This is a genomic window from Mycobacterium sp. 94-17, from assembly GCF_035617725.1.
In the GTDB taxonomy this organism is placed as follows: Bacteria; Actinomycetota; Actinomycetes; order Mycobacteriales; family Mycobacteriaceae; genus Mycobacterium.
On sequence record NZ_JAPIYN010000001.1, the window covers coordinates 306,181 to 326,725 of the forward strand.

Here is a 20,545-nt window from a genome sequence, read left to right on the forward strand (position 1 = left end):
AGCTGAACGATCTGACAAGTCGAATGTCTGCGGTCGACGCGGCCAGGATCTGGTCACTGAACTATCGGGTGCTGCTCTCGGTCATCTCGTGCGTCGAGCCCGACATCTGCGCGCTGGGCCTGGAGTCCAAGGAGCTGTTCCTGCTCGCCGAGATCGACGAGCACCCCTACCCGGCCGAACTGGCGGCGACGTTGAGCATGCCCAAGGCGACGGTGACCCTCTACCTGAAGCGGCTCGAGTCCGCGGGGTTTGTGCGCCGCGAAATCGACCCGTCCGATCTGCGCCGCCATCGGCTGCTGCTCACCCCGGCCGGGCGTCAGGTCGCCGGGAAGGGCCTCAGGATGCTCTCCGTCGAGTTCGACAAGCGCCTCGGTCGCCTGACGGTCACGCAACGCAACGACCTCAATCGGCTGCTGGAGAAAATCCTCTGAATCCACGGGCCTGTGGGCGTGAGCGGCCCGACCGGGCTAGTCTGACCTCTCGTGCGCGTCCTGGTGATCGGTTCCGGTGCCCGTGAACATGCGCTGCTGTTGGCGCTTCGCAAAGATCCCCAGGTCACGGGGCTGGCGATCGCTCCCGGCAACGCCGGCACCGCGCGGCTGGCCGACCAGCACGACGTCGATGTCGCGTCGGCAGAAGACGTCGTCGCGCTGGCGCGCGAGGTCGGCGCCGATCTGGTAGTCATCGGTCCGGAGGTGCCGCTCGTCCTCGGGGTGGCCGACGCGGTACGGGCCGCCGGCATCGTCTGCTTCGGCCCCGGCAAGGACGCCGCCCGCATCGAAGGCTCCAAGGCTTTCGCCAAAGAGGTCATGGCCGCGGCCGGGGTGCGCACCGCGAAAAGTGAAATCGTCGATACCCCAGCGCATTTGGATGCTGCCCTGGACCGGTTCGGCCCACCGGTGGGGGAGGCGGCGTGGGTGGTCAAGGACGATCGCCTGGCCGCGGGCAAGGGCGTCGTGGTGACCCCGGATCGCGGCGCCGCACGCATGCACGCCGCCGGTTTGCTCGAGGCGGGCCACCCGGTGCTGCTGGAGTCCTACCTGGACGGACCGGAGGTGTCGCTGTTCTGCGTCGTCGACGGTAAAACCGTGGTGCCGCTGCTGCCGGCGCAGGATTTCAAGCGTGTCGGCGACGGCGACAGTGGGCCCAACACCGGCGGCATGGGCGCCTACGCGCCCGTGCCGTGGCTGCCCGACGAGGTGTATCGCGACGTGGTCAGCAACATCGTCGAACCCGTTGCGGCGGAGATGGTTGCGCGTGGCAGCTCGTTCAGCGGACTACTGTACGCCGGGCTCGCCATCACCGCTAACGGGCCCGCGGTGATCGAATTCAATTGCCGCTTCGGCGATCCCGAGACACAGGCGGTGCTGGCGCTGCTGGAATCGCCGCTCGGACAGCTGTTGTACGCGGCCGGCAGTGGCACCTTGGCGGACTTCGGCGAGCTGCGCTGGCACGACGGGGCCGCCGTGACGGTGGTGGTGGCGGCGGAAAGCTATCCCGGACGCCCCCGCGTGGGAGACGTCATCGTCGGCTCCGAAGCCGACGGGGTCTTGCACGCCGGAACGGCGCGCCGCGAGGACGGCGAAATCGTCTCCTCGGGCGGCCGGGTGTTGTCCGTGGTGGGCACCGGCGCCGACCTGACGGCCGCGCGGGCCAACGCTTATCAGGTGGTGCGGTCAATTCGATTGCCGGGCAGCCACTTCCGAAGCGACATCGCCCAGTTGGCGGCCGAGGCCAAGATCCACGTCTAGAACGCGGCGGCCTGACCGTCCCGGCGCGGATCGCTGGCCGCGAAATAGCCACCATCCAGGCGCCAGATCGCCTGGCAGCTGCCGAACTGGTTGTAGTCGTCGACGGCGACCAGATCGTGTCCGCGCCGGCGCAGCTCGTCCAGTGTCGAAGCCGGGAAACCTTTTTCGCAGCTGACCTGTAAACCGTCCACCCACCGGAACCGCGGGCCGTCACACGCCGCCTGCGGGTTCTGCGCGTGGTCGGCGATGCGCACCATCACCTGCACGTGGCCCTGCGGCTGCATCGTGCCGCCCATCACCCCGAAGCTCATGACCGGGGCTCCGTCTTTGGTCACAAACCCTGGGATGATGGTGTGGTATGGACGCTTGTTCGGGCCCACGGAATTCGGATGTTCCGGGGTTGCAACGAAATTCGCTCCGCGGTTTTGCAGCGCGATTCCGGTTCCCGGCACCACCACACCCGAACCGAAGCCCATATAGTTCGACTGGATCATCGACACCATCATCCCCGCGGCGTCGGCTGCGGTCAGATAGACGGTTCCGCCCGCCGGGGCTCCCGCGGAGGCCGGCTGGGCGTGTGCGCGGTCGATTTGTGCCGCCCGTTGCCGCAGATATTCCTTGTCCAACAGCCGTTGCGGCGCCAGCGGCATGTGCTCGATGTCGGCGACATAAGCCTGGGCGTCGGCGAACGCCAGCTTCACCGCCTCGATCTGCAGGTGCACGCTGTCGGCGGAATCAGCTGGCAGCGAGGCCATGTCGAAGTGTTCCAGGATGCCCAGCGCGATCAGCGCGACGATGCCCTGCCCGTTGGGCGGGATCTCGTGCACGGTGTATCCGCGGTAGCCGCCGTCGACGGTGCCGACCCAGTCGGCGCGGTGTGCCGCCAGGTCGCTGGCCCGCATGGCGCCGTCGTTGTCCAGCGCATGCGCCTCGAGGGTGGCGGCCAGTGGACCGCGATAGAACGCCTCGCCGTTGCTCGTCGCGATAGTCTCGAGCGTGGCGGCATGATCGGGCAGGCTGAATCGCTCGCCGGGGAGCGGCGCTTGCCCGCCGGGCAGAAACGCCTCGGCGAAACCCGGCTGGTCCGCAAAAAGCGTCACCTGGGCGGCCCATTGCTCAGCGACCGTCGGCGAGACCAGAAAGCCGTTGCGGCCGTAGGAGATTGCGGGCTCGAAGAGCCGCTCGAACGGCAGCTTGCCGAATGTGGCGTGCAGTTCGGTCCACGCCGACACCGCGCCGGGCACCGTCACCGAATTCCAGCCCAGGGCCGGTACGCCGCTGCCGCCGAAGTAGTCCGGCGTCCATGCCGCGGGTGAGCGGCCCGAGGCGTTCAGGCCGTGCAGCCGCGTGCCGTCCCAGACGATGGCGAAGGCGTCCGAACCGATGCCGTTGGATACCGGTTCCACGATCGTCAGGGTGATGGCCGTGGCGACGGCCGCGTCCACCGCGTTCCCGCCTTGTGCGAGCATCCGCAGGCCCGCCTGGGCGGCGAGCGGTTGGGATGTGCACACAACGTTTTCGGCCACGATGGGCTTGCGTGGCCAGGCGTAGGGAAAGGTCCAGTCGAAAGGCGCGGTCACCGCCCTTAACGTACGCCGCGAGTCACTCTGGCGTGACGCTCGACGCTCACTGCCGCGCTGGCGTGACGCTCGAGCGCATCAGGCGGTCAGCAGCGGGGCCATCCAGGTCAGCTCGGCGGGCAACTGCGAGCTCCAAAACGCCCCGTCGTGCCCACCGGGCGAGAACCCACCCGCCGGGGGATTGGGCAGTTGCGCGATGAACTGCTTCGTCGCGGAGTAAAACGGATCGCTTTCTCCGCAATCGATCCGGATGGGGATCGAGGCCAGGGCGGGCATGCCGAACACCGAGTTCGCCGCGAAGTCATCCGGCCCGTCGAACGCTCCCGGCGCCGCCGCACCCGAGGACATCCACAGCGCCGGGCTCACCGCGCAGATCACCGCGGTGCGTGCCGGTCCCAGCCGGCCGCCCAGCAGCAAGGCGCCGTAGCCGCCCATCGACCAGCCCAGGAACGCCACCCGTGAGGTGTCCAAATTCTGGCCGCCGAGCATCGGGATGAGCTCGTCGAGCACCATGGCACCGCTGTCCTCGCCGGAAGACCGCTTGTGCCAGTAGCTGCCGCCGCCGTCGACGGCGACCACCGCGAACGGGGGCAGACCCGCGTCGACGGCCTGCGCCAGACCGTGTTCGACACCGCCCGCCATCACGGTGGACGCGTCACTGCCCTTGCCGTGCAGTGCGATCACGGGCCGTAGCGGCTTGGTCTGGCCCGGCGGACGCGCGATCGCCCAGTTCGTGTTCACCCCGCCGCGCGCGGCGGAGACGAAGGAACCGGTCGCCATCGTGGGTGCGGGCGCCGCCGGGGGAGCGGGATCGCGGGGCGGGCCGGGCGCCGGCGCCAAGGGCATCGGGGCGCCGGCGGTCGATGCCGGCACGGCGTGAGATGTGCGCGGCTCTAACAGGATGTCGAGCCCGTAGGCGCTCACCGCGCCGAGAGCCGCGCCGGCGCCGAGGCCGAGAAGGGCGCGTCGGCTCAAGTCGGGCATGCGGGCCATTATGCCCTGGCCGTTTGGCCGAAATGGCAATGCAGTACCACTCTGGCTGGCACGATGGCTACTCGTGACTGCAGCGGTTACTCCGAAAGGAGAACGTCGGCGGTATGCGCTCGTCAGCGCTGCCGCCGAGCTGCTGGCCGAGGGCGGGTTCGAAGCGGTGCGGCACCGGGCGGTCGCGCGCCGGGCCGGATTGCCTTTGGCGTCCACCACCTATTACTTCTCCTCCCTCGACGATCTGATCGCGCGCGCCGTCGAACACATCGCCATGATCGAGGTCGCGCAGCTGCGGTCGCGGGTCGGCGCCTTGTCGCGGCGGCGGCGGGGACCGGAGACCATCGCCGAGGTGTTGGCCGATCTGCTCGTGGGCGACGTTTCCGGAGCGGGCCTAACCGAACAGCTGATCTCGCGATACGAGCGGCACGTCGCGTGCATCCGCCTGCCCGCGCTGCGCGAGACGATGCGCCGCAGCCTGCGTCAGCGCGCCGAGGCGGTGGCCGAGGCGATCGAGCGCTCGGGCCGGTCCGTGCACATCGAACTGGTGTGCACGTTGATCTGCGCGGTCGATGGTTCGGTGGTGTCGGCGCTGGTGGAGGGCCGGGACCCGCGCGCGGCGGCCCAAGGTGCGGTGGTCGACCTCATCGAGGTGCTCGCGCCCATCGATCAGCGGCCCGTGCAGATCTGACCGGGGGCGACGGGGTGACGATGCACCCGGTGTCCAGGTCGCCGTAGAGCGTCACGTCCGCCGGGCTGCGCTGCGCAAATAGAGCCACGTAGGCGCACACCACGGCGTCGACGGGATCCTCCGCGCGGCGCAGTTCGCTTTTGCGCTGCGCGGCGGCAACGGCCCGGCGCAGCGCGACCCAGCCGTCGTGCCCGCCGACCTTCAGCGGCACCGGCGCCCGCGCCAGTCGCTCGACGCCGTCCATCAGCAGCATCAGCTCGGATTTGAGCCCGTCGACGGTGCGCCCGGGCTTGGCCTTGTACTTCAGCGTGCGCTCCAGGCGGAACAGCGCGACGGTGGCGGCGTGCGGGTAGACCTCGATGGCGCGCCGGGCGGCCGGAGACCGCGGATCGAGATCCAGGCCCAGCGCCGCGGCCAGCCGGCCCGCGCGCGGGCCGGCGGCGAATTCGGGCTTTCCGGTGTTGCAGGGGTGCGTGCCGGCCTCGTACCTGCGGAAGTCGCGGTTGAGCGCGGTCTCGGCGGGACGTTGGCCGGCCGGGTTGTTCACGATCAGCGGCGCATCGAAGGCGACCAGGCAATCGCCCTGCACATACGGGTGCAAAGCCGTCAGGATCTCGTCATCGTCGCGGACCGCGCACACGCTCACCAGGGCGCCACCGGAGTCGACGACGGCGACGCCGGTCGGGTTGCGGCCTGCCCACGCGAGGTCGACGCCGACGAAGTACATCCGCCACATTGTGCCGCGAGAGTGCAGCTACCAACGCGCCACTCCGGAAACGCGTCGCCCGTCGCACTCTGCTGGCGTGGGGGAGCCGCGACCGTAAGCTGTGTGTTCGTGAGGACCAAGTGAGCATTCCGAACGTGCTGGCCAGTCGGTACGCCAGTGCCGAGATGGTCGCGATCTGGTCGCCGGGGGCCAAGGTCGTCGCCGAGCGGCGGCTGTGGCTGGCGGTGCTGCGCGCGCAGGCGGAACTCGGCATTGCGGTGCCTTCCGAGGCCATCGCCGACTACGAGCGGGTGATCGAGGACGTCGACTTGGCTTCGATCGCGGAGCGCGAACGGGTGCTGCGCCACGACGTCAAGGCGCGCATCGAGGAATTCAACGCACTGGCCGGCCACGAACACGTGCACAAGGGCATGACCAGTCGCGACCTGACCGAGAACGTGGAGCAACTGCAGATCCGGCGTTCGCTGGAGTTGGTGTTCGGTCACGCTGTGGCGGTCGCCGCGCGCCTCGCCGAGCGGGCCGTGGCCTATCGAGACCTGGTGATGGCCGGACGCAGTCACAACGTCGCCGCGCAGGCCACCACGTTGGGCAAGAGGTTCGCCTCGGCGGCCCAGGAAACGCTGATCGCGCTGACCAGGCTGCGCGAATTGATCGACCGCTACCCGCTGCGTGGCATCAAGGGCCCGATGGGCACCTCGCAGGACATGCTCGACCTGCTGGACGGTGACGCGGCCAAGCTCGCCGACCTCGAGCGGCGCATAGCCGAATTCCTGGGATTCACAACGGTATTGACCAGTGTCGGACAGGTATATCCGCGTTCGCTGGACCACGACGTGCTCTCCGCGCTGGTGCAGCTGGGCGCCGGGCCGTCGTCGCTGGCGCACACCATTCGACTGATGGCCGGGCACGAACTGGTCACCGAGGGGTTCGCGGAGGGCCAGGTCGGCTCGTCGGCGATGCCGCACAAGATGAACACCCGCAGTTGCGAGCGGGTCAACGGCCTGCAGGTGGTGCTGCGCGGGTACGCCTCGATGGCGGCCGAGCTGGCCGGCGCGCAGTGGAACGAGGGCGACGTGTTCTGCTCGGTGGTGCGCCGGGTTGCGTTGCCAGACAGCTTCTTTGCCATCGACGGGCAGATCGAGACGTTCTTGACCGTGCTCGATGAGTTCGGCGCCTACCCGGCGGTGATCGATCGCGAGCTGGACCGATACCTGCCGTTCCTGGCCACCACCAAGGTTTTGATGGCCGCGGTGCGCGCGGGCCTGGGCCGCGAGGCCGCGCATCATGTGATCCGCGAACACGCGGTGGCCACCGCGCTGGCCATGCGCGAACACGGAGCCGAGCCCGACCTGCTGGAGCGCCTGGCCGCCGACGAGCGGCTGCCGCTGGACCGCGCGGCGCTGGGCGCCGCGCTGGCCGACAAGAAGGCGTTCACCGGCGCCGCCGGTGACCAGGTGGACGAGGTGGCCGCGCAGGTGGACGCGCTGGTGAACCGCTACCCGGACGCGGCCAAGTACGCCCCGGGCTCGATCCTGTGACGCCGCCCGGCGCGCTCGCCGACATCGACTTCACCGATCTGGACAACTTCGCAGACGGATTTCCGCATGACCTGTTCGCGATCCATCGCCGCCAGGCGCCGGTGTACTGGCACTCGCCCACGGACAACACCCCGGACGGCGAAGGCTTCTGGTCGGTGGCCACCTACCCGGAAACCCTTGAGGTGCTGAAGGATCCGGTAACGTACTCCTCGGTCACCGGCGGCGATCGACCGTACGGCGGCACGTTGTTGCAGGACCTGGCGATCGCGGGTCAGGTGCTCAACATGATGGATGACCCCAAGCATTCGCGGATTCGGCGGCTGGTCAGTTCCGGGCTGACGCCGCGGATGATCCGGCTGGTCGAGGACGACCTGAGAGCCAGGGCGCGCCGGCTGCTGGACGCGGTGGTGCCGGGCGAGCCGTTCGATTTCCTGGTGGACGTCGCCGCCGAATTGCCGATGCAGATGATCTGCATTCTGCTGGGAGTTCCTGAATCCGAACGGCATTGGTTGTTCGAGGCGATCGAGCCGCAGTTCGATTTCGGCGGATCGCGCAAGGCCACATTATCGCAGCTCTCGCCGCGAACGACGGTGGAAGAGGCCGGGTCGCGAATGTATGCCTACGGCCAAGAGTTGATCGAAGCGAAGCGAGGCGAACCGACCGACGACATGCTCTCCGTCGTCGCCAACGACCCCGAACTGTCCGATCTCGAGGTGTACCTGTTCTTCAGCCTGCTGTTCAGCGCCGGCGCGGAGACCACGCGTAACGGCGTCGCCGGCGGGCTACTCGCGTTGGCCCAGCACCCTAACCAATTGCACATGCTGCGTGCGGATTTCGACCTGCTTCCGACCGCTATCGAGGAGATGATGCGGTGGACGTCGCCGTCGCCCTCCAAGCGCCGCACCGCGACCCGCGACGTCACGCTGGGCGGGCAGTCGATCGAGGCGGGGCAGAAGATACAGATCTGGGAAGGCTCGGCGAATCGCGACGCCGCGGTATTCGAGAAGGCCGACGAATTCGACATCTGCCGAAAGCCGAACCCGCACCTGGGATTCGGTCAGGGTGTGCACTATTGCCTGGGCGCCAACCTGGCCCGCCTCGAACTGCGGGTGCTGTACGAAGAGCTGCTGTCTCGGTTTGGCGGCGTGCGTGTGGTCCGGCCCGTCGAGTGGACCCGCAGCAACCGGCACACCGGCATTCGCCATCTCGTCGTGGAGCTACGCGAAGAACCGTGACGATCCGGTTCCCCGATGTCGAGCCCGCGCCCGATGTGTTCGCCGCGGTGATGGCAACGGGGATCTTGCCGATCGATGCGCACAATCACGGGTACCGGTTGATCAGCGACACGTTGGGTGTCATCGCGACCCGGGCTGCTGCTCTTGTCACGCGCGCTGCTACTGGAGCCCGCGCATCGCGATGCCGGCCGACCGTAGTTCGAGCGCGGCCAGGGCCCAGATGGTGGCCGGATCCTCATGGCGCCACCCGCCGACGGGATCGGCGCTGGCGGCCATCAACTTCCGCGGCGGACGGGTGGTCAGCGCGCGCAGCGCAAGCAGTTGAGCACCGGCCGGGGTTGCGGCCAGTGCGGTCACCGTCAACTTGCGCCGAAAGAAGCGCAGCCGCAGAAAAAACCACGGGAGCACCGCGATGAGGATGGGGACCGCGACGACGGCCATCGCGAGCAGCACCGCGAGCCAGCTCGCCGTGGTGTCGAGATCGTGGCCCGCGCCGGCGATGTCCAGCGCGGCCTCGCTCGCGGAATTGAGGGGCTTGCTGACCTCGTCGCCCACCAGCGGAATCCGCTGGGCGCCGTGGCCGGCGGACGCGAGGTTGCCGGCGATGCCGTGCGCGCCGCTCTCGACCTGGCGGCCGGCGTCGGCGATGGTGGCGATCGCGTCGTAGACGGCCAGGCCGACGAGTAGCCAGAGCACCGTCCACAGGGCGACGGCCAGGTCGCTGAACAACTGCACGGCCAGCCGGCCGGGCCTGGTGGAGTAGGGCAGAAACCGCGGTGTCATAGGCCGATCCCAGCACAAAGCCGGTTTGCGGGTGCCCGATAGGCTGACCGGATGCCTGCACTGTCCGACTACCAGCATCTGGCCAGCGGCAAGGTCCGCGAGCTGTATCGCGTCGACGACGAGCACCTGCTGCTCGTCGCCAGCGACCGCATCTCGGCGTACGACTTCGTCCTGGATAGCACCATTCCGGACAAGGGCCGCATCCTCACCGCGATGAGTGTCTTCTTCTTCGGCCTCGTCTCGGAGCTCACCGAAGTCCCCAACCATCTGGCCGGGCCGCCGGACGACTCCCGCATTCCGGACGAGGTGCTGGGCCGCGCGCTGGTGGTGCGCGAGCTGGAAATGCTTCCGGTGGAATGCGTGGCGCGTGGTTACCTGACCGGCTCCGGATTGCTGGACTACCAGGCGACCGGCACGGTCTGCGGCATCACACTTCCGCCGGGCCTGGTCGAAGCCAGCAGATTCGCCGAACCGCTGTTCACCCCCGCCACGAAAGCGGCATTGGGTGATCACGACGAGAACATCCCCTTCGCGCGGGTGATCGAGCTGGTCGGCGCCGTGCCCGCCAACCAGCTGCGCGACCGCACCCTGCAGATCTACGTTCAGGCCGCCGATCACGCGCTCAGCAAGGGAATCATCATCGCCGACACCAAGTTCGAGTTCGGCACCGACCGCGACGGCAACCTGCTGTTGGCAGACGAGATCTTCACGCCGGATTCGTCGCGGTACTGGCCGGCTGACGAGTATCAGGTCGGTGTCGTCCAGAACAGCTTCGACAAACAGTTCGTCCGGAACTGGCTGACCGGCCCCGAGTCCGGCTGGGATCGCCACGGTACACAACCCCCACCCCCACTGCCGGAGCCCATCATCGAGGCCACCCGTGGTCGTTACATCGAAGCCTACGAACGCATTTCCGGCCTGAGCTTCGACGACTGGATCGGCCCGAGCGCGTGACCGAAGTGCACCTGGACGGGCCGGTTCCTCCTGTCGCCAAGCGGGTGGAGAGTCGGCGTGAGCATCACGGCGACGTCTTCATCGACCCGTACGAGTGGCTGCGCGAAAAGACGAACCCCGAGGTCATCGCCCACTTGGAGGCCGAAAACGCCTACGTCGACCGGATGACGGACCACCTCGAACCCCTGCGGCGGCAGATTTTCGATGAGATCAAGGCGCGGACCAAGGAGACGGATCTGTCGGTGCCGACCCGGCAGGGCGAGTGGTGGTACTACGCGCGCACCTTCGAAGGCAAGCAGTACCGCGTCCAATGCCGTTGTGCGATAAGCGGTCCCGATGACTGGGATCCACCGGTGCTGGACGAGAACACCGAGATCCCGGGCGAGCAGATCCTGCTCGATTCCAATGTCGAAGCGGAGGGCCACGAGTTCTTCTCCCTGGGTGCCGCGACGGTCAGCCGGGATTCCCACCTGCTGGCGTACTCCGTCGACACCGTCGGCGACGAGCGGTACACGTTGCGGTTCAAGGACTTACGTACCGGTGAGCTCTATCCCGACGAGATCGCCGACATCGGGGCGGGCGCGACCTGGGCCGCCGACAACCGCACTGTGTACTACCTGACCCTGGACGAGGCCCACCGCCCCGACAAGGTGTGGCGGTACCGGGTGGGCTCGGGCGAAGCGTCGGAGCTGGTGTATCACGAAGCGGACGAGAAGTTCTGGCTCGGCGTGGGGCTCACCCGCAGCGAGGCGTACGTCTTCATCGCCTCGGGGTCCTCGATCACCTCCGAGTACCGCTACGCCGACGCCGCCGATCCGCAGGCACGATTCAGCGTCGTGCTGCCGCGCCGCGAAGGCGTCGAATACGCGGTCGAGCACGCGGTCATCGGCGGGCAGGACCGGTTCTTGATCCTGCACAACGACGGCGCGGTCAACTTCACCCTCACCGAGGCGCCGGTCGGCGATCCGGAACGGCAGCGCACCCTGATCCCGCACCGCGACGACGTCCGGCTCGACGGGGTGGACGCCTTCGCCGGCCTCCTGGTGGTCAGCTACCGGCGCGAGGCGCTGCCCCGGATGCAGCTGTGGCCCGTCAACGCCGACGGCACATACGCACAGCCCGAAGAGATTTCATTCGATTCCGAGCTGATGACGGCCGGCCTGGCCGGCAACCCCAACTGGGCGGCGCCCAAGCTGCGGATCCGGACGGGATCGCTGGTCATTCCGGCGCGGGTGTACGACATCGACCTCGTCACTGGCGAGCGCACCCTGCTGCGCGAGCAACCCGTGCTCGGCGACTACCGGCCCGACGACTACCTGGAACGGCGTGACTGGGCGGTCGCCGACGACGGCACCCGCATCCCCGTTTCCATCGTGCACCGTGCCGACCTCGAATTCCCGGCCCCCGCTTTGCTTTACGGTTACGGCGCCTACGAGCTGTGCACCGACCCGAGCTTCTCCATCGCCCGGCTGTCGCTGCTGGATCGTGGAATGGTGTTCGCCATCGCCCATGTGCGCGGCGGCGGTGAGATGGGCCGGCTGTGGTACGAGCACGGCAAGCTGCTGGAGAAGAAGAACACCTTCACCGACTTCGTCGCGGTCGCACAGCATTTGGTGGATGAAGGGGTCACCCGGGCGCGTCAGTTGGTGGCGCTGGGGGGCAGCGCGGGTGGTTTGTTGATGGGGGCCGTCGCCAATCTGGCGCCGGAACTCTTCGCAGGCATTCTCGCGCAGGTGCCGTTCGTCGACCCGCTGACCACCATTTTGGATCCCTCGCTGCCGCTGACCGTCACCGAGTGGGACGAGTGGGGAAATCCCTTGGCGGACAAAGAAGTCTACTTTTACATGAAGTCCTATTCGCCGTATGAGAATGTCAAGGCCAAACGCTACCCGGCGATTTTGGCGATGACGTCGCTGAACGACACGAGGGTGTACTATGTGGAGCCCGCCAAGTGGGTGGCGGCGCTGCGCCACGCCAACGGTGACGGCAGCCCGGTCCTGTTGAAGACCCAGATGAACGCCGGGCACGGCGGCGTCAGCGGCCGCTACAAGGGCTGGGAGGAGGCCGCCTTCCAATACGCGTGGCTGTTGGCCGCCGCCCAGGCCGACTCGTCGGCGTAGTCCCGGCCGGCGGTGGCGTCATCCGCCCGCGGTTTCGGCGGCCGGCCTCTTCGGCAGGAACCACGCGGGAATCAGGGTGCACACCACCAGCGCGACGGCGATCGCGAACACCGCGGTGTAGGCGTGCGAAAGGTCGTGCACCACGTTGCCGGAGAACCCGGGGGCGAGCGCCTGCGCGGGTATGGCGGACTGGTCGACCGGGATCGCGTCGACGGCCGCCTTCTGATGCAGGGCGGCGAGCTTGTTCGCCGCGACGATGTTGGGGCTTCGATTGAACTGGTTGGTCAGGATCATCGACATCAGCGCGGTCCCGATCGACCCGCCCACCTGATGGCTGACGCTCATCAGCGTCGTGCCCCGCGCGATCTGATGGGGTGCCAGCGCCTGCACCGAGGCGACCGACAGCGGCATCATCGTGCAGCCCATGCCCAGGCCCATGATCGCCAATGCGACCAGCAGCGTGGGCAGATAGTGGGCCTGGGTGGCCACCGCGAACGCGAACGCGCTCAGGCCCGCGGTGATGAGCGCGATGCCGACCAGCACGATCTTGCCCGGCCCCTGCCTGTCGACCAGCGGTCCGGTCAGCCGCATCGTCAGCATGGCGCCCAGCCCCTGCGGGATCAGGTGCACGCCCGCCTGCATCGGCGTTTGGTGCAGCACCTGCTGGAAGTAGCTCGGGAGCAGCAGCCCGGCCCCGAAGAAGGCGCCGGCGAAGACCAGCATCGTCAGGTTGGCGTGGGTGAGCACGGGATTGCGGAACAGTCGCAGGTCGATCAGGGGGTGGTCCGCGTGATGCCACGCGTGTGCGACGAAGCCCGCGATCAACGCCAGCCCGATCACCGCCGGTATCACCACGTGGCGGTCGGCCACGGTGCCGCGGCCCGGGACGGAGGACACCGCGAACAAGAACATCGCCAGGCCCGGCGAGAGCAGCAGCACACCGACGGCGTCGAAGGTCTCCGACCGCGCCGGATGGTCGCGCGGGAAGATGATGGCGGCCAGCGCGATGGTGAGGACCCCGATCGGCACGTTGATCAAGAAGATCCACCGCCAGCTCGACGTGTCGATCAGCCAGCCGCCCAGGATCGGCCCGCCGATCGGGGCGAGCAGCATCGGGATACTCAGGACCGACATCAGGCGCCCGAGCCGTCGCGGGCCCGCTTCGCGGGTCAGGATCATGAAACCCAACGGCAGCAGCATGCCGCCGCCGATTCCCTGCAGCACGCGAAAGATGATGATTTGCACAATGTTTGCGGCGATCGCGCACAGCAGCGAGCCCAGCATGAAGGCCACCACGGAACCGATGAAAAGCCGTTTGGTGCCGAACCTGTCGGCCGCCCAGCCGGTTATCGGGATGACGGTCGCCAGCGCGAGCGTGTAGCCGGTCATCGTCCAGGCCACGACGGCCTGCGACGACGCGAACAGGTCGATGAAGGTGCGTTGCGCGACGCTGACCACCGTGACATCCAGGATCGCCATCACCGTGGCCAAGATGCACACACCGGAGATGCGCAGCAGCGGCGCATCGAGCCTGTCGGGATATTCCCGTTCCTCGACGCCCGGCTGTCCGCCGGGCCGGTGCGGCGGCGGTGTTGTGGCCGCTGTGTACGAGGCCTCATCCATGGCGTTGGTTAGCATATCGAACTGATCGCATCGGCCGGCGTTCGCGACGGTTGCGGCCTGGGCAGAACCGGGAACAAGCTGATACCGAGTTATCGGCGCGGCGATTGCGTATACGCCTGCTGTCCGCGTGTCCTTCACCATTCGGACACTTGGGATCGGCAAACTGCTGGTGTGTCTGGAAAATTGATCGTCTCGGTCTCGGGGATCTGCGAACGCACCCGGCCCGACGTCGAGGCGTTCTGCGCGCAAATGGATGCCCGCAAGGTACCGGTGTCGTTACTCGTGGCTCCCCGCCTGTCCGGCGCCTACCGGCTCGACCGCGACCCGGACACCGTCGAGTGGCTGACCGGTCGCCGCGCCGGTGGTGACGCCGTCGTGCTGCACGGCTACGACGACGCGGCCACCAAGAAGCGGCGCGGCGAATTCGCGATCCTGCGGGCGCACGAGGCCAATCTGCGCTTGACGGCCGCCGACCGGGTGCTCGAGCACCTCGGGCTGCGCACCCGCCTGTTCGCCGCGCCCGGCTGGGTGGTGTCGCCCGGTGTTGTCAAAGCCTTGCCGGACAACGGCTTCCGCCTGCTGGCCGATCTGCATGGGATCACCGATCTGGTCCGCCACACCACGGTCCGCGCACGCGTCCTCGGCATCGGCGAGGGCTTCCTCACCGAGCCGTGGTGGTGCCGGATGGTGGTGCTGTCCGCCGAACGGATCGCTCGGCGCCACGGCGTCGTGCGGGTCGCGGTCGCCGCGCGGCACCTGCGCAAGCCCGGCCCGCTGCAGGCCATGGTCGACGCGGTCGACCTGGCGTTGATGCACGACTGCACGCCCACCGTGTATCGCTGGCGGCCGGCCAACGCGGTGGCCGACGCGGCCTGACCAAGCGTCCGTCCGACCTGCTCGCGGCGGGGCACTACCCTTGTCCGACATGAGCGATTCTTCGATTGCGGGGTTCGACGCCGATGCCGTCGTCGTCGGGGCGGGCCTGGCCGGGCTGGTCGCCGCCTGCGAACTGGTGGATCGCGGCCTGCGGGTGCTCATCGTCGATCAGGAGAACAGCGCCAACCTGGGCGGGCAGGCCTTCTGGTCCTTCGGCGGCCTGTTCTTCGTCGACAGCCCCGAGCAGCGCCGGCTGGGTATCCGGGACAGCCACGAACTCGCGTTGCAGGACTGGCTCGGCACGGCGGCGTTCGACCGCCCCGAGGACTACTGGCCACGTCAATGGGCGCACGCCTATGTCGATTTCGCCGCCGGGGAGAAACGCAGCTGGCTGCGCTCGCGCGGACTGAAGCTGTTCCCACTGGTGGGCTGGGCCGAGCGCGGCGGGTACGGCGCACAGGGACATGGCAATTCGGTTCCACGCTTCCACATCACCTGGGGCACCGGGCCCGCGCTGGTCGAGATGTTCGCGCGGCAACTGCGCGACCGCTCATCGGTGCGCTTCGCGCACCGTCATCAGGTCGATGAGTTGATCGTCGAGGGCGAGGCGGTGACCGGCGTCCGGGGCACGGTGCTCGAGCCCACCACCGCTCCGAGGGGAGTGGTGTCATCGCGAAAATCGGTAGGGGAGTTCGAATTTCGAGCTGCCGCGGTGATTGTGACGAGCGGCGGCATCGGTGCCAATCACGAACTGGTGCGCAAGAACTGGCCCAAGCGGATGGGCCGCGTGCCCGAGCAACTCCTCAGTGGCGTACCGGCGCACGTCGACGGCCGGATGATCGCCATCTCGCAGCGGGCCGGTGCGCGGGTGATCAATCCCGACCGGATGTGGCATTACACCGAGGGCATCACCAACTATGACCCGATCTGGCCGCAGCACGGGATCCGGATCATTCCGGGTCCGTCGTCGCTGTGGCTGGATGCGACCGGCGTGCGGCTGCCGGTCCCGCTTTACCCCGGCTTCGATACGCTGGGCACGTTGGAGTACATCACCAAATCGGGATTCGACTACACCTGGTTTGTGTTGAACGCCAAGATCATCGAGAAGGAGTTCGCGCTCTCCGGGCAGGAGCAGAATCCGGACCTGACCGGACAGAGCATCCGCGAACTGCTGCGAAACCGGGCGCGGTCCGGGCCGCCGGGCCCGGTGCAGGCGTTCGTCGATCGCGGTGTGGACTTCGTCAGCGCGAACTCGTTGCGCGACTTGGTGACCGCGATGAACACGTTGCCCGATGTGCAGCCGCTGGACTACGCCACGCTGGAGGCGGAGGTCACCGCCCGCGATCGGGAGGTGGCCAACAAGTTCAGCAAGGACGGGCAGATCACTGCGATCCGCGGCGCCCGCAGCTATCTGGGCGACCGGCTGGGCCGGGTGGTGGCGCCGCACCGGTTGACCGATCCGAAGGCGGGACCGATGATCGCGGTCAAGCTGCACATCCTGACCAGAAAGACGTTGGGCGGCATAGAAACCGACCTTGCCTCACGGGTTTTGAAGGCCGACGGAACGCCGCTGAGTGGTCTGTACGCCGCCGGCGAGGTGGCCGGGTTCGGTGGCGGAGGGGTGCACGGCTATCGCGCCCTGGAGGGCACGTTCTTGGGTGGCTGCATCTTCTCCGGCCGCGCCGCCGGACGTGGCGCCGCAGACGACATCGCCTAGGCCCGGCGTATCGGAACGCTGGCTGTCGAGCGTCACGCCAGCGTGACCGCGGAGCGCGAGCGTCACGCCAGCGTGACCGCGGAGCTCGAGCGTCACGCCAGCGTGACCGCGGAGCTCGCGCTGTCGAGCGTCACGCCAGCGTGACCGCGGAGCGCGAGCGTCACGCCAGCGTGACCGCGGAGCGCGCCGCGCGCCGCGCGCCCGCGGAACACGCCCGCGGGACGCGACAGCTAGAACGTGACGGCGTCCTCTTCGGGCAGCACCATGAAGTCGGTGCTGGTCATCTCGGTGAGCCGGCCGTAGTAGATCCCCCGCGCATCCGGGGCGATGATGCCCTGGTGGATCGGGACGGCGCGCTGCGGGGCGACCGCTCGCAGGTAGTCGACCGCCTCGGACACCTTCATCCACGGCGCGGCCGCCGGTGTCGCCAGGACGTCCACCGGCTCGTCGGGCACGAAGAGCGCGTCACCGGGATGCATCAACCGGGCGCGGTGGCCGTCATCGCCCACCAGAAACGAAATGTTCTCTATCACAGGGATTTCCGGGTGAATCACCGCATGTTTGCCGCCGACGGCGCGAACCGTCAGCTCACCGATGTGCAGCTCGTCGCCGACACGGACCTCGCGGCACGGCGCGCCCAGTTGCGCGGTGGTCTGCGGGTCGGCGAAGAGCGCCGCATCCGGGTTGCCCTCGAGCAGCGCCGGCAGCCGGTCGGCGTCGACATGGTCGGGATGCTGATGGGTGATCAAGATGGCGGTCAGCCCGGTGATTCCCTCGAAACCGTGCGCGAACGTACCGGGGTCGAACAGCACGCGGGTGTGGTCGAACTCGGCAAGTAGGCACGAATGGCCGAAATGCGTCAGTTGCATATCTACGATTGTGCCTTGATGGACAAGCTGCCGATGCGCGTGATCCTGGCCACGATGCTGGTCGCCGGCACCTTTGCCGTTGCGCTGATCGTCGTCGTCCCCGCCCACGCCGAGCCGGAGACCTGCCCGGCCCTGTGCGACCGGATCCCGAACACCGCGTGGATCGACCGGCACGCCGTGCCGCTGGACGCGGTGTATCACTGGCCCGCGCTCGCCGGCCAGGCGGTTCAGACGACCGGTTCGGTGCCCGGCCCGCGGTTCCGGTTCGAGGAGCTGTGCGCGGCGCCGCCGATACCCCAGGATCCCCGCGACTCGGCCGTGGCGGCGCGCTCGACTGTCGCGCAGCCGGACGGGCAGTGGCAACTGCAGGCCCAGGTGCTGCACTGGCGCGGTGACACGGTCCGTGGTGGCGCGACCGCGGCCGCGGCATTCAGCAACGCCGTGGCCGCGCTGCGGGCCTGTCAGCAGCGCGCACCACAGGAATCACCGTCGCTGACCAGCGACGAAGCGAATCGGATGGCCGCGGTGATCAGCGGCCCAGTCGTCATGCACACCTATCTGCTCGCCCACCCGGCCAGCAGCACCATCAGTGAAATCACGCTCTGGTCGACCTCGCCGCCGCAGACGTCCTGGCCGGCGATGGCGGACGATCCGGTGCTCAACGCCATGGGCGCACCCCTGTGCGATGCCTACATCGCCTCGTGCCCGTAACGCCGAGCTGCGCTTCCGCCGGTAGAGTTGGCGCCGAAAACGCCAAACTCAGGAGGAGCGCCGGTGGCCCGGGTGATCGTGAGCGTGATGCCCAAAGCGGAGATTCTCGACCCGCAAGGTCAAGCGATTGTGGGCGCGCTGGGTCGCCTCGGACACCCGGGAATCTCAGAAGTTCGGCAGGGCAAGCGGTTTGAGCTTGAAGTCGACGACAGCGTCGACGATTCGGCGCTCGCCGAGATCGCGGAATCGCTACTGGCGAACACCGTGATCGAAGACTGGACCATCAGCCGGGAAACGCAGTGACCGCACGCATCGGGATCATCACCTTCCCCGGCACGCTCGACGACGTGGATGCCGCCCGCGCGGCGCGACGCGTCGGTGCCGAGGCGGTCAACCTCTGGCATGCCGACGCCGATCTCAAGAGCGTGGACGCCGTGGTGGTGCCGGGGGGATTCTCCTACGGCGACTACCTGCGTGCCGGCGCGATCGCCCGGTTCGCCCCGGTGATGACCGAGGTGGTGCAGGCCGCGCGGCGCGGCATGCCGGTGTTGGGCATTTGCAACGGATTTCAGGTGCTCTGCGAGGCCGGACTGCTGCCCGGGGCGTTGACCCGCAACGCGGGTCTGCACTTCATCTGCCGCGACGTGTGGCTGCGGGTGGCCTCGACCTCGACGGCCTGGACCTCGCGCTTCGAGCCCGACGCCGACCTGCTGGTCCCCCTGAAATCGGGCGAGGGGCGCTACGTGGCGCCCGCCGAGGTGATAGAGGAGCTCGAAGGCGAGGGACGGGTGGCGTTCCGCTACCACGAGAACGTCAACGGCTCGCTGCACGACATCGCGGGGGTCGCTTCCGCCAACGGCCGCGTGGTGGGTTTGATGCCGCATCCCGAACACGCCATCGAGGCGCTGACCGGGCCTTCCGATGACGGCCTGGGTCTGTTCTATTCGGTGCTGGACGGCGTGCTCGCCGGCTGAGCGACCGGTTGGTCGGAAATGCCTGCGGCATCCCGTAATTCGGCGAACGCCGCGCCGATGGCATCCGTCGCCTCGTGCGGATCGTGGAAGGTCTGGTCATCGGTGAGCACCGCGACCCCGAGTCGGTCCACGTAGCTCCACACCGTGATGTTGACCGGCGCGCCGGGCGAGAGCACCCCGGTGGAATAGATCTCGCTGACGGCCGCGCCGCCGAAGTGCCCCCGCTCGCGCGGACCCACCACGCTGGACACCGCGACGTTCATCAGCTTGTTCGGCGCGTCGCGCTCGCCCAGCCACCGGAACGCGGCGGGGGCGAGGGCGGTCGGCAGGTAGGCCATCAACTTCCCGTAGAGCTCCGGGCCGAGGACCTCGTGATCTTCCTTGGCGATCTTGGTGGCCAGGGCGACCAGCCGGGCCCGTTCCCCGGGGTCGGCGACGTGGACCGGAAGCGAGATCATTATCCCGCTGATCTCGTTGCCGGAGATGCGGTCCGACTTGTCGGTGGCCGTCGGCACCGAGGCGATGATCGGGCGCTCGGCCGCACCGTCATAAGCCAGCAACAGCGTTCGCAACCCCCCGGTCGCCATCGCCAGCACCACGTCGTTCACCGTGATGCCCAACGCCTTTGCCGTCGCCTTGACCTCCGGCAGCGACAACGACGTGGTGGCGAACCGGCGCCGCGGCGAGACGACATGGTTGAGGAAGGTCGGCGGCGCGTCGAACGCCTCCGCCAGGTCGGGGTGATCCCCGCGTTCCCGGGACCGCCGGCGCACCCTCGTCATTCCGACCGCCGCGTCCCTGAGCAGCCCGGGCAGCCGACCGATCTGCCGGACGTGGTCGCGTGCCGCCGCGCGCAGCAGGCCGGCGCTGGACATGACGACACCTGCTTCGGCGTTGTCGCGTTCGTCGGTGGGGCCGTCGCGCAGATCCATCGCGCGGGCCAGCAGGTTGACCGACGCCACGCCGTCGGCCAGCGCGTGGTGGACCTTGCCGATCAACGCGAACCGGCCACCGGCCAGCCCCTCGGCGAAATGAAACTCCCACAGCGGGCGGCTGCGGTCCAGGGGAGTGGACGCCACCTCGCCGATCACCTGATCGAGCTCGCGCCGGCCGCCCGGCGCGGGCACCTGCACCCGCCGCAGGTGATAGTCCAGGTCGACGTCGCAATTCTCCTGCCACATCGGGTGATGCAGATGCCAGGGGATCTTGACGAGCTTGTAGCGCAACGGTTCCAGCAGGTGCAGCCGACGACGCACGTGACGGCGGAACGCCTCGAAATCGAATTCACCGTCGAAGTCGGTGGGGTCGATGACGGCCACCTTCAGCGTGTGCGTGTGCAGGTTGGGCGTCTCGCTGTAGAGCAGCATCGCGTCCATGCCGTTGAGTCTTTTCACACGTCACCTCGCCGTGCC

19 protein-coding genes are annotated in these 20,545 nt (G+C 68.3%); 12 read left to right on the forward strand and 7 right to left on the reverse strand.

What is annotated here, in order from left to right; all coding sequences use genetic code 11:
• Positions 1-23: 23 nt before the first annotated feature.
• Together OQ789_RS01530 and purD are read left to right on the forward strand one after the other, a co-directional pair.
• Complete coding sequence (locus OQ789_RS01530; RefSeq protein ID WP_324682979.1) at positions 24-431, forward strand: MarR family winged helix-turn-helix transcriptional regulator; 408 nt, start codon at positions 24-26, stop codon at positions 429-431.
• Between the two features lie 51 nt (positions 432-482).
• Entirely contained in the window at positions 483-1,751 is a 1,269-nt protein-coding gene (gene purD, locus OQ789_RS01535) for a phosphoribosylamine--glycine ligase (protein ID WP_324682981.1), read from the forward strand.
• Here purD and OQ789_RS01540 read toward each other — a convergent pair.
• Positions 1,748-3,331 carry a gamma-glutamyltransferase family protein gene (locus tag OQ789_RS01540; protein WP_324682983.1) on the reverse strand — a complete coding sequence of 528 codons (1,584 nt, stop codon included), beginning with the start codon at positions 3,329-3,331 and terminating at the stop codon, positions 1,748-1,750. The two genes, purD and OQ789_RS01540, sit on opposite strands and share 4 nt — an antisense overlap.
• A 78-nt stretch (positions 3,332-3,409) precedes the next feature.
• The gene (locus OQ789_RS01545; protein WP_324683347.1) at positions 3,410-4,327 is read right to left on the reverse strand and encodes an alpha/beta hydrolase-fold protein; all 918 of its coding nucleotides are present in this window, start codon (positions 4,325-4,327) and stop codon (positions 3,410-3,412) included.
• Positions 4,328-4,388: 61 nt separating this feature from the next.
• On the opposite strand from OQ789_RS01545, the gene OQ789_RS01550 reads away from it, so the two are divergent.
• The gene (locus OQ789_RS01550) at positions 4,389-5,006 is read left to right on the forward strand and encodes a TetR/AcrR family transcriptional regulator (protein ID WP_420716018.1); all 618 of its coding nucleotides are present in this window, start codon (positions 4,389-4,391) and stop codon (positions 5,004-5,006) included.
• Here OQ789_RS01550 and OQ789_RS01555 read toward each other — a convergent pair.
• Positions 4,960-5,733 carry a DUF429 domain-containing protein gene (locus OQ789_RS01555; RefSeq protein WP_324682985.1) on the reverse strand — a complete coding sequence of 258 codons (774 nt, stop codon included), beginning with the start codon at positions 5,731-5,733 and terminating at the stop codon, positions 4,960-4,962. The two genes, OQ789_RS01550 and OQ789_RS01555, sit on opposite strands and share 47 nt — an antisense overlap.
• A 119-nt stretch (positions 5,734-5,852) precedes the next feature.
• Here OQ789_RS01555 and purB point away from each other — a divergent pair, with 119 nt between their 5' ends.
• Complete coding sequence (gene purB / locus OQ789_RS01560; protein WP_324682986.1) at positions 5,853-7,271, forward strand: adenylosuccinate lyase; 1,419 nt, start codon at positions 5,853-5,855, stop codon at positions 7,269-7,271.
• Positions 7,268-8,506 (forward strand): cytochrome P450, encoded by a 1,239-nt coding sequence (locus OQ789_RS01565; protein WP_324682988.1) that lies wholly within the window; start codon positions 7,268-7,270, stop codon positions 8,504-8,506. Before purB ends, OQ789_RS01565 begins: the two co-directional genes overlap by 4 nt.
• A gap of 159 nt (positions 8,507-8,665) precedes the next feature.
• Here the strand turns inward: OQ789_RS01565 and OQ789_RS01575 are convergent, their stop codons facing one another.
• The gene (locus tag OQ789_RS01575; RefSeq protein WP_324682989.1) at positions 8,666-9,289 is read right to left on the reverse strand and encodes a hypothetical protein; all 624 of its coding nucleotides are present in this window, start codon (positions 9,287-9,289) and stop codon (positions 8,666-8,668) included.
• Between the two features lie 51 nt (positions 9,290-9,340).
• Here OQ789_RS01575 and OQ789_RS01580 point away from each other — a divergent pair, with 51 nt between their 5' ends.
• Together OQ789_RS01580 and OQ789_RS01585 are read left to right on the forward strand one after the other, a co-directional pair.
• The gene (locus tag OQ789_RS01580) at positions 9,341-10,243 is read left to right on the forward strand and encodes a phosphoribosylaminoimidazolesuccinocarboxamide synthase (protein ID WP_324682990.1); all 903 of its coding nucleotides are present in this window, start codon (positions 9,341-9,343) and stop codon (positions 10,241-10,243) included.
• Positions 10,240-12,363, forward strand: coding sequence for a S9 family peptidase (locus OQ789_RS01585; RefSeq protein WP_324682991.1), 2,124 nt, complete (start codon positions 10,240-10,242; stop codon positions 12,361-12,363). The genes OQ789_RS01580 and OQ789_RS01585 overlap by 4 nt, the downstream gene beginning before the upstream one ends.
• Before the next feature lie 18 nt (positions 12,364-12,381).
• Here the strand turns inward: OQ789_RS01585 and OQ789_RS01590 are convergent, their stop codons facing one another.
• Positions 12,382-14,001: a DHA2 family efflux MFS transporter permease subunit gene (locus OQ789_RS01590; protein WP_324682993.1), complete on the reverse strand. Its 1,620-nt coding sequence runs from the start codon at positions 13,999-14,001 to the stop codon at positions 12,382-12,384.
• Between the two features lie 156 nt (positions 14,002-14,157).
• Between OQ789_RS01590 and OQ789_RS01595 the strand changes: the two genes are divergently transcribed.
• Positions 14,158-14,862 carry a DUF2334 domain-containing protein gene (locus tag OQ789_RS01595; protein WP_324682995.1) on the forward strand — a complete coding sequence of 235 codons (705 nt, stop codon included), beginning with the start codon at positions 14,158-14,160 and terminating at the stop codon, positions 14,860-14,862.
• A 49-nt stretch (positions 14,863-14,911) separates the two neighbouring features.
• Positions 14,912-16,579: an FAD-binding dehydrogenase gene (locus tag OQ789_RS01600; RefSeq protein WP_324682997.1), complete on the forward strand. Its 1,668-nt coding sequence runs from the start codon at positions 14,912-14,914 to the stop codon at positions 16,577-16,579.
• A 230-nt stretch (positions 16,580-16,809) separates the two neighbouring features.
• Here the strand turns inward: OQ789_RS01600 and OQ789_RS01605 are convergent, their stop codons facing one another.
• A complete protein-coding gene (locus OQ789_RS01605) occupies positions 16,810-17,448 on the reverse strand; it encodes an MBL fold metallo-hydrolase (protein ID WP_324682999.1) in 639 nt (212 codons plus the stop codon).
• Here OQ789_RS01605 and OQ789_RS01610 point away from each other — a divergent pair.
• From OQ789_RS01610 to purQ, 3 genes are all read left to right on the forward strand, one after another.
• Positions 17,425-18,159: an ATPase gene (locus tag OQ789_RS01610; protein ID WP_324683000.1), complete on the forward strand. Its 735-nt coding sequence runs from the start codon at positions 17,425-17,427 to the stop codon at positions 18,157-18,159. The genes OQ789_RS01605 and OQ789_RS01610 overlap by 24 nt on opposite strands.
• Before the next feature lie 63 nt (positions 18,160-18,222).
• Positions 18,223-18,462 (forward strand): phosphoribosylformylglycinamidine synthase subunit PurS, encoded by a 240-nt coding sequence (gene purS, locus OQ789_RS01615; RefSeq protein ID WP_044487430.1) that lies wholly within the window; start codon positions 18,223-18,225, stop codon positions 18,460-18,462.
• The gene (purQ, locus tag OQ789_RS01620) at positions 18,459-19,133 is read left to right on the forward strand and encodes a phosphoribosylformylglycinamidine synthase subunit PurQ (RefSeq protein WP_324683001.1); all 675 of its coding nucleotides are present in this window, start codon (positions 18,459-18,461) and stop codon (positions 19,131-19,133) included. The genes purS and purQ overlap by 4 nt, the downstream gene beginning before the upstream one ends.
• On the opposite strand, the gene OQ789_RS01625 is transcribed toward purQ, so the two are convergent.
• Complete coding sequence (locus OQ789_RS01625) at positions 19,100-20,527, reverse strand: wax ester/triacylglycerol synthase family O-acyltransferase (protein ID WP_324683003.1); 1,428 nt, start codon at positions 20,525-20,527, stop codon at positions 19,100-19,102. The two genes, purQ and OQ789_RS01625, sit on opposite strands and share 34 nt — an antisense overlap.
• Positions 20,528-20,545: the final 18 nt, after the last annotated feature.

Coding starts and splice junctions, on each gene's coding strand:
- OQ789_RS01530 (WP_324682979.1), top strand. CDS start 24: ATGTCTGCGGTCGACGCGGCCAGGATCTGGTCACTGAACTATCGGGTG.
- OQ789_RS01555 (WP_324682985.1), bottom strand. CDS start 5,733: ATGTACTTCGTCGGCGTCGACCTCGCGTGGGCAGGCCGCAACCCGACC.
- OQ789_RS01575 (WP_324682989.1), bottom strand. CDS start 9,289: ATGACACCGCGGTTTCTGCCCTACTCCACCAGGCCCGGCCGGCTGGCC.
- OQ789_RS01580 (WP_324682990.1), top strand. CDS start 9,341: ATGCCTGCACTGTCCGACTACCAGCATCTGGCCAGCGGCAAGGTCCGC.
- OQ789_RS01590 (WP_324682993.1), bottom strand. CDS start 14,001: ATGCTAACCAACGCCATGGATGAGGCCTCGTACACAGCGGCCACAACA.
- OQ789_RS01600 (WP_324682997.1), top strand. CDS start 14,912: ATGAGCGATTCTTCGATTGCGGGGTTCGACGCCGATGCCGTCGTCGTC.
- OQ789_RS01610 (WP_324683000.1), top strand. CDS start 17,425: ATGGCCGAAATGCGTCAGTTGCATATCTACGATTGTGCCTTGATGGAC.
- OQ789_RS01605 (WP_324682999.1), bottom strand. CDS start 17,448: ATGCAACTGACGCATTTCGGCCATTCGTGCCTACTTGCCGAGTTCGAC.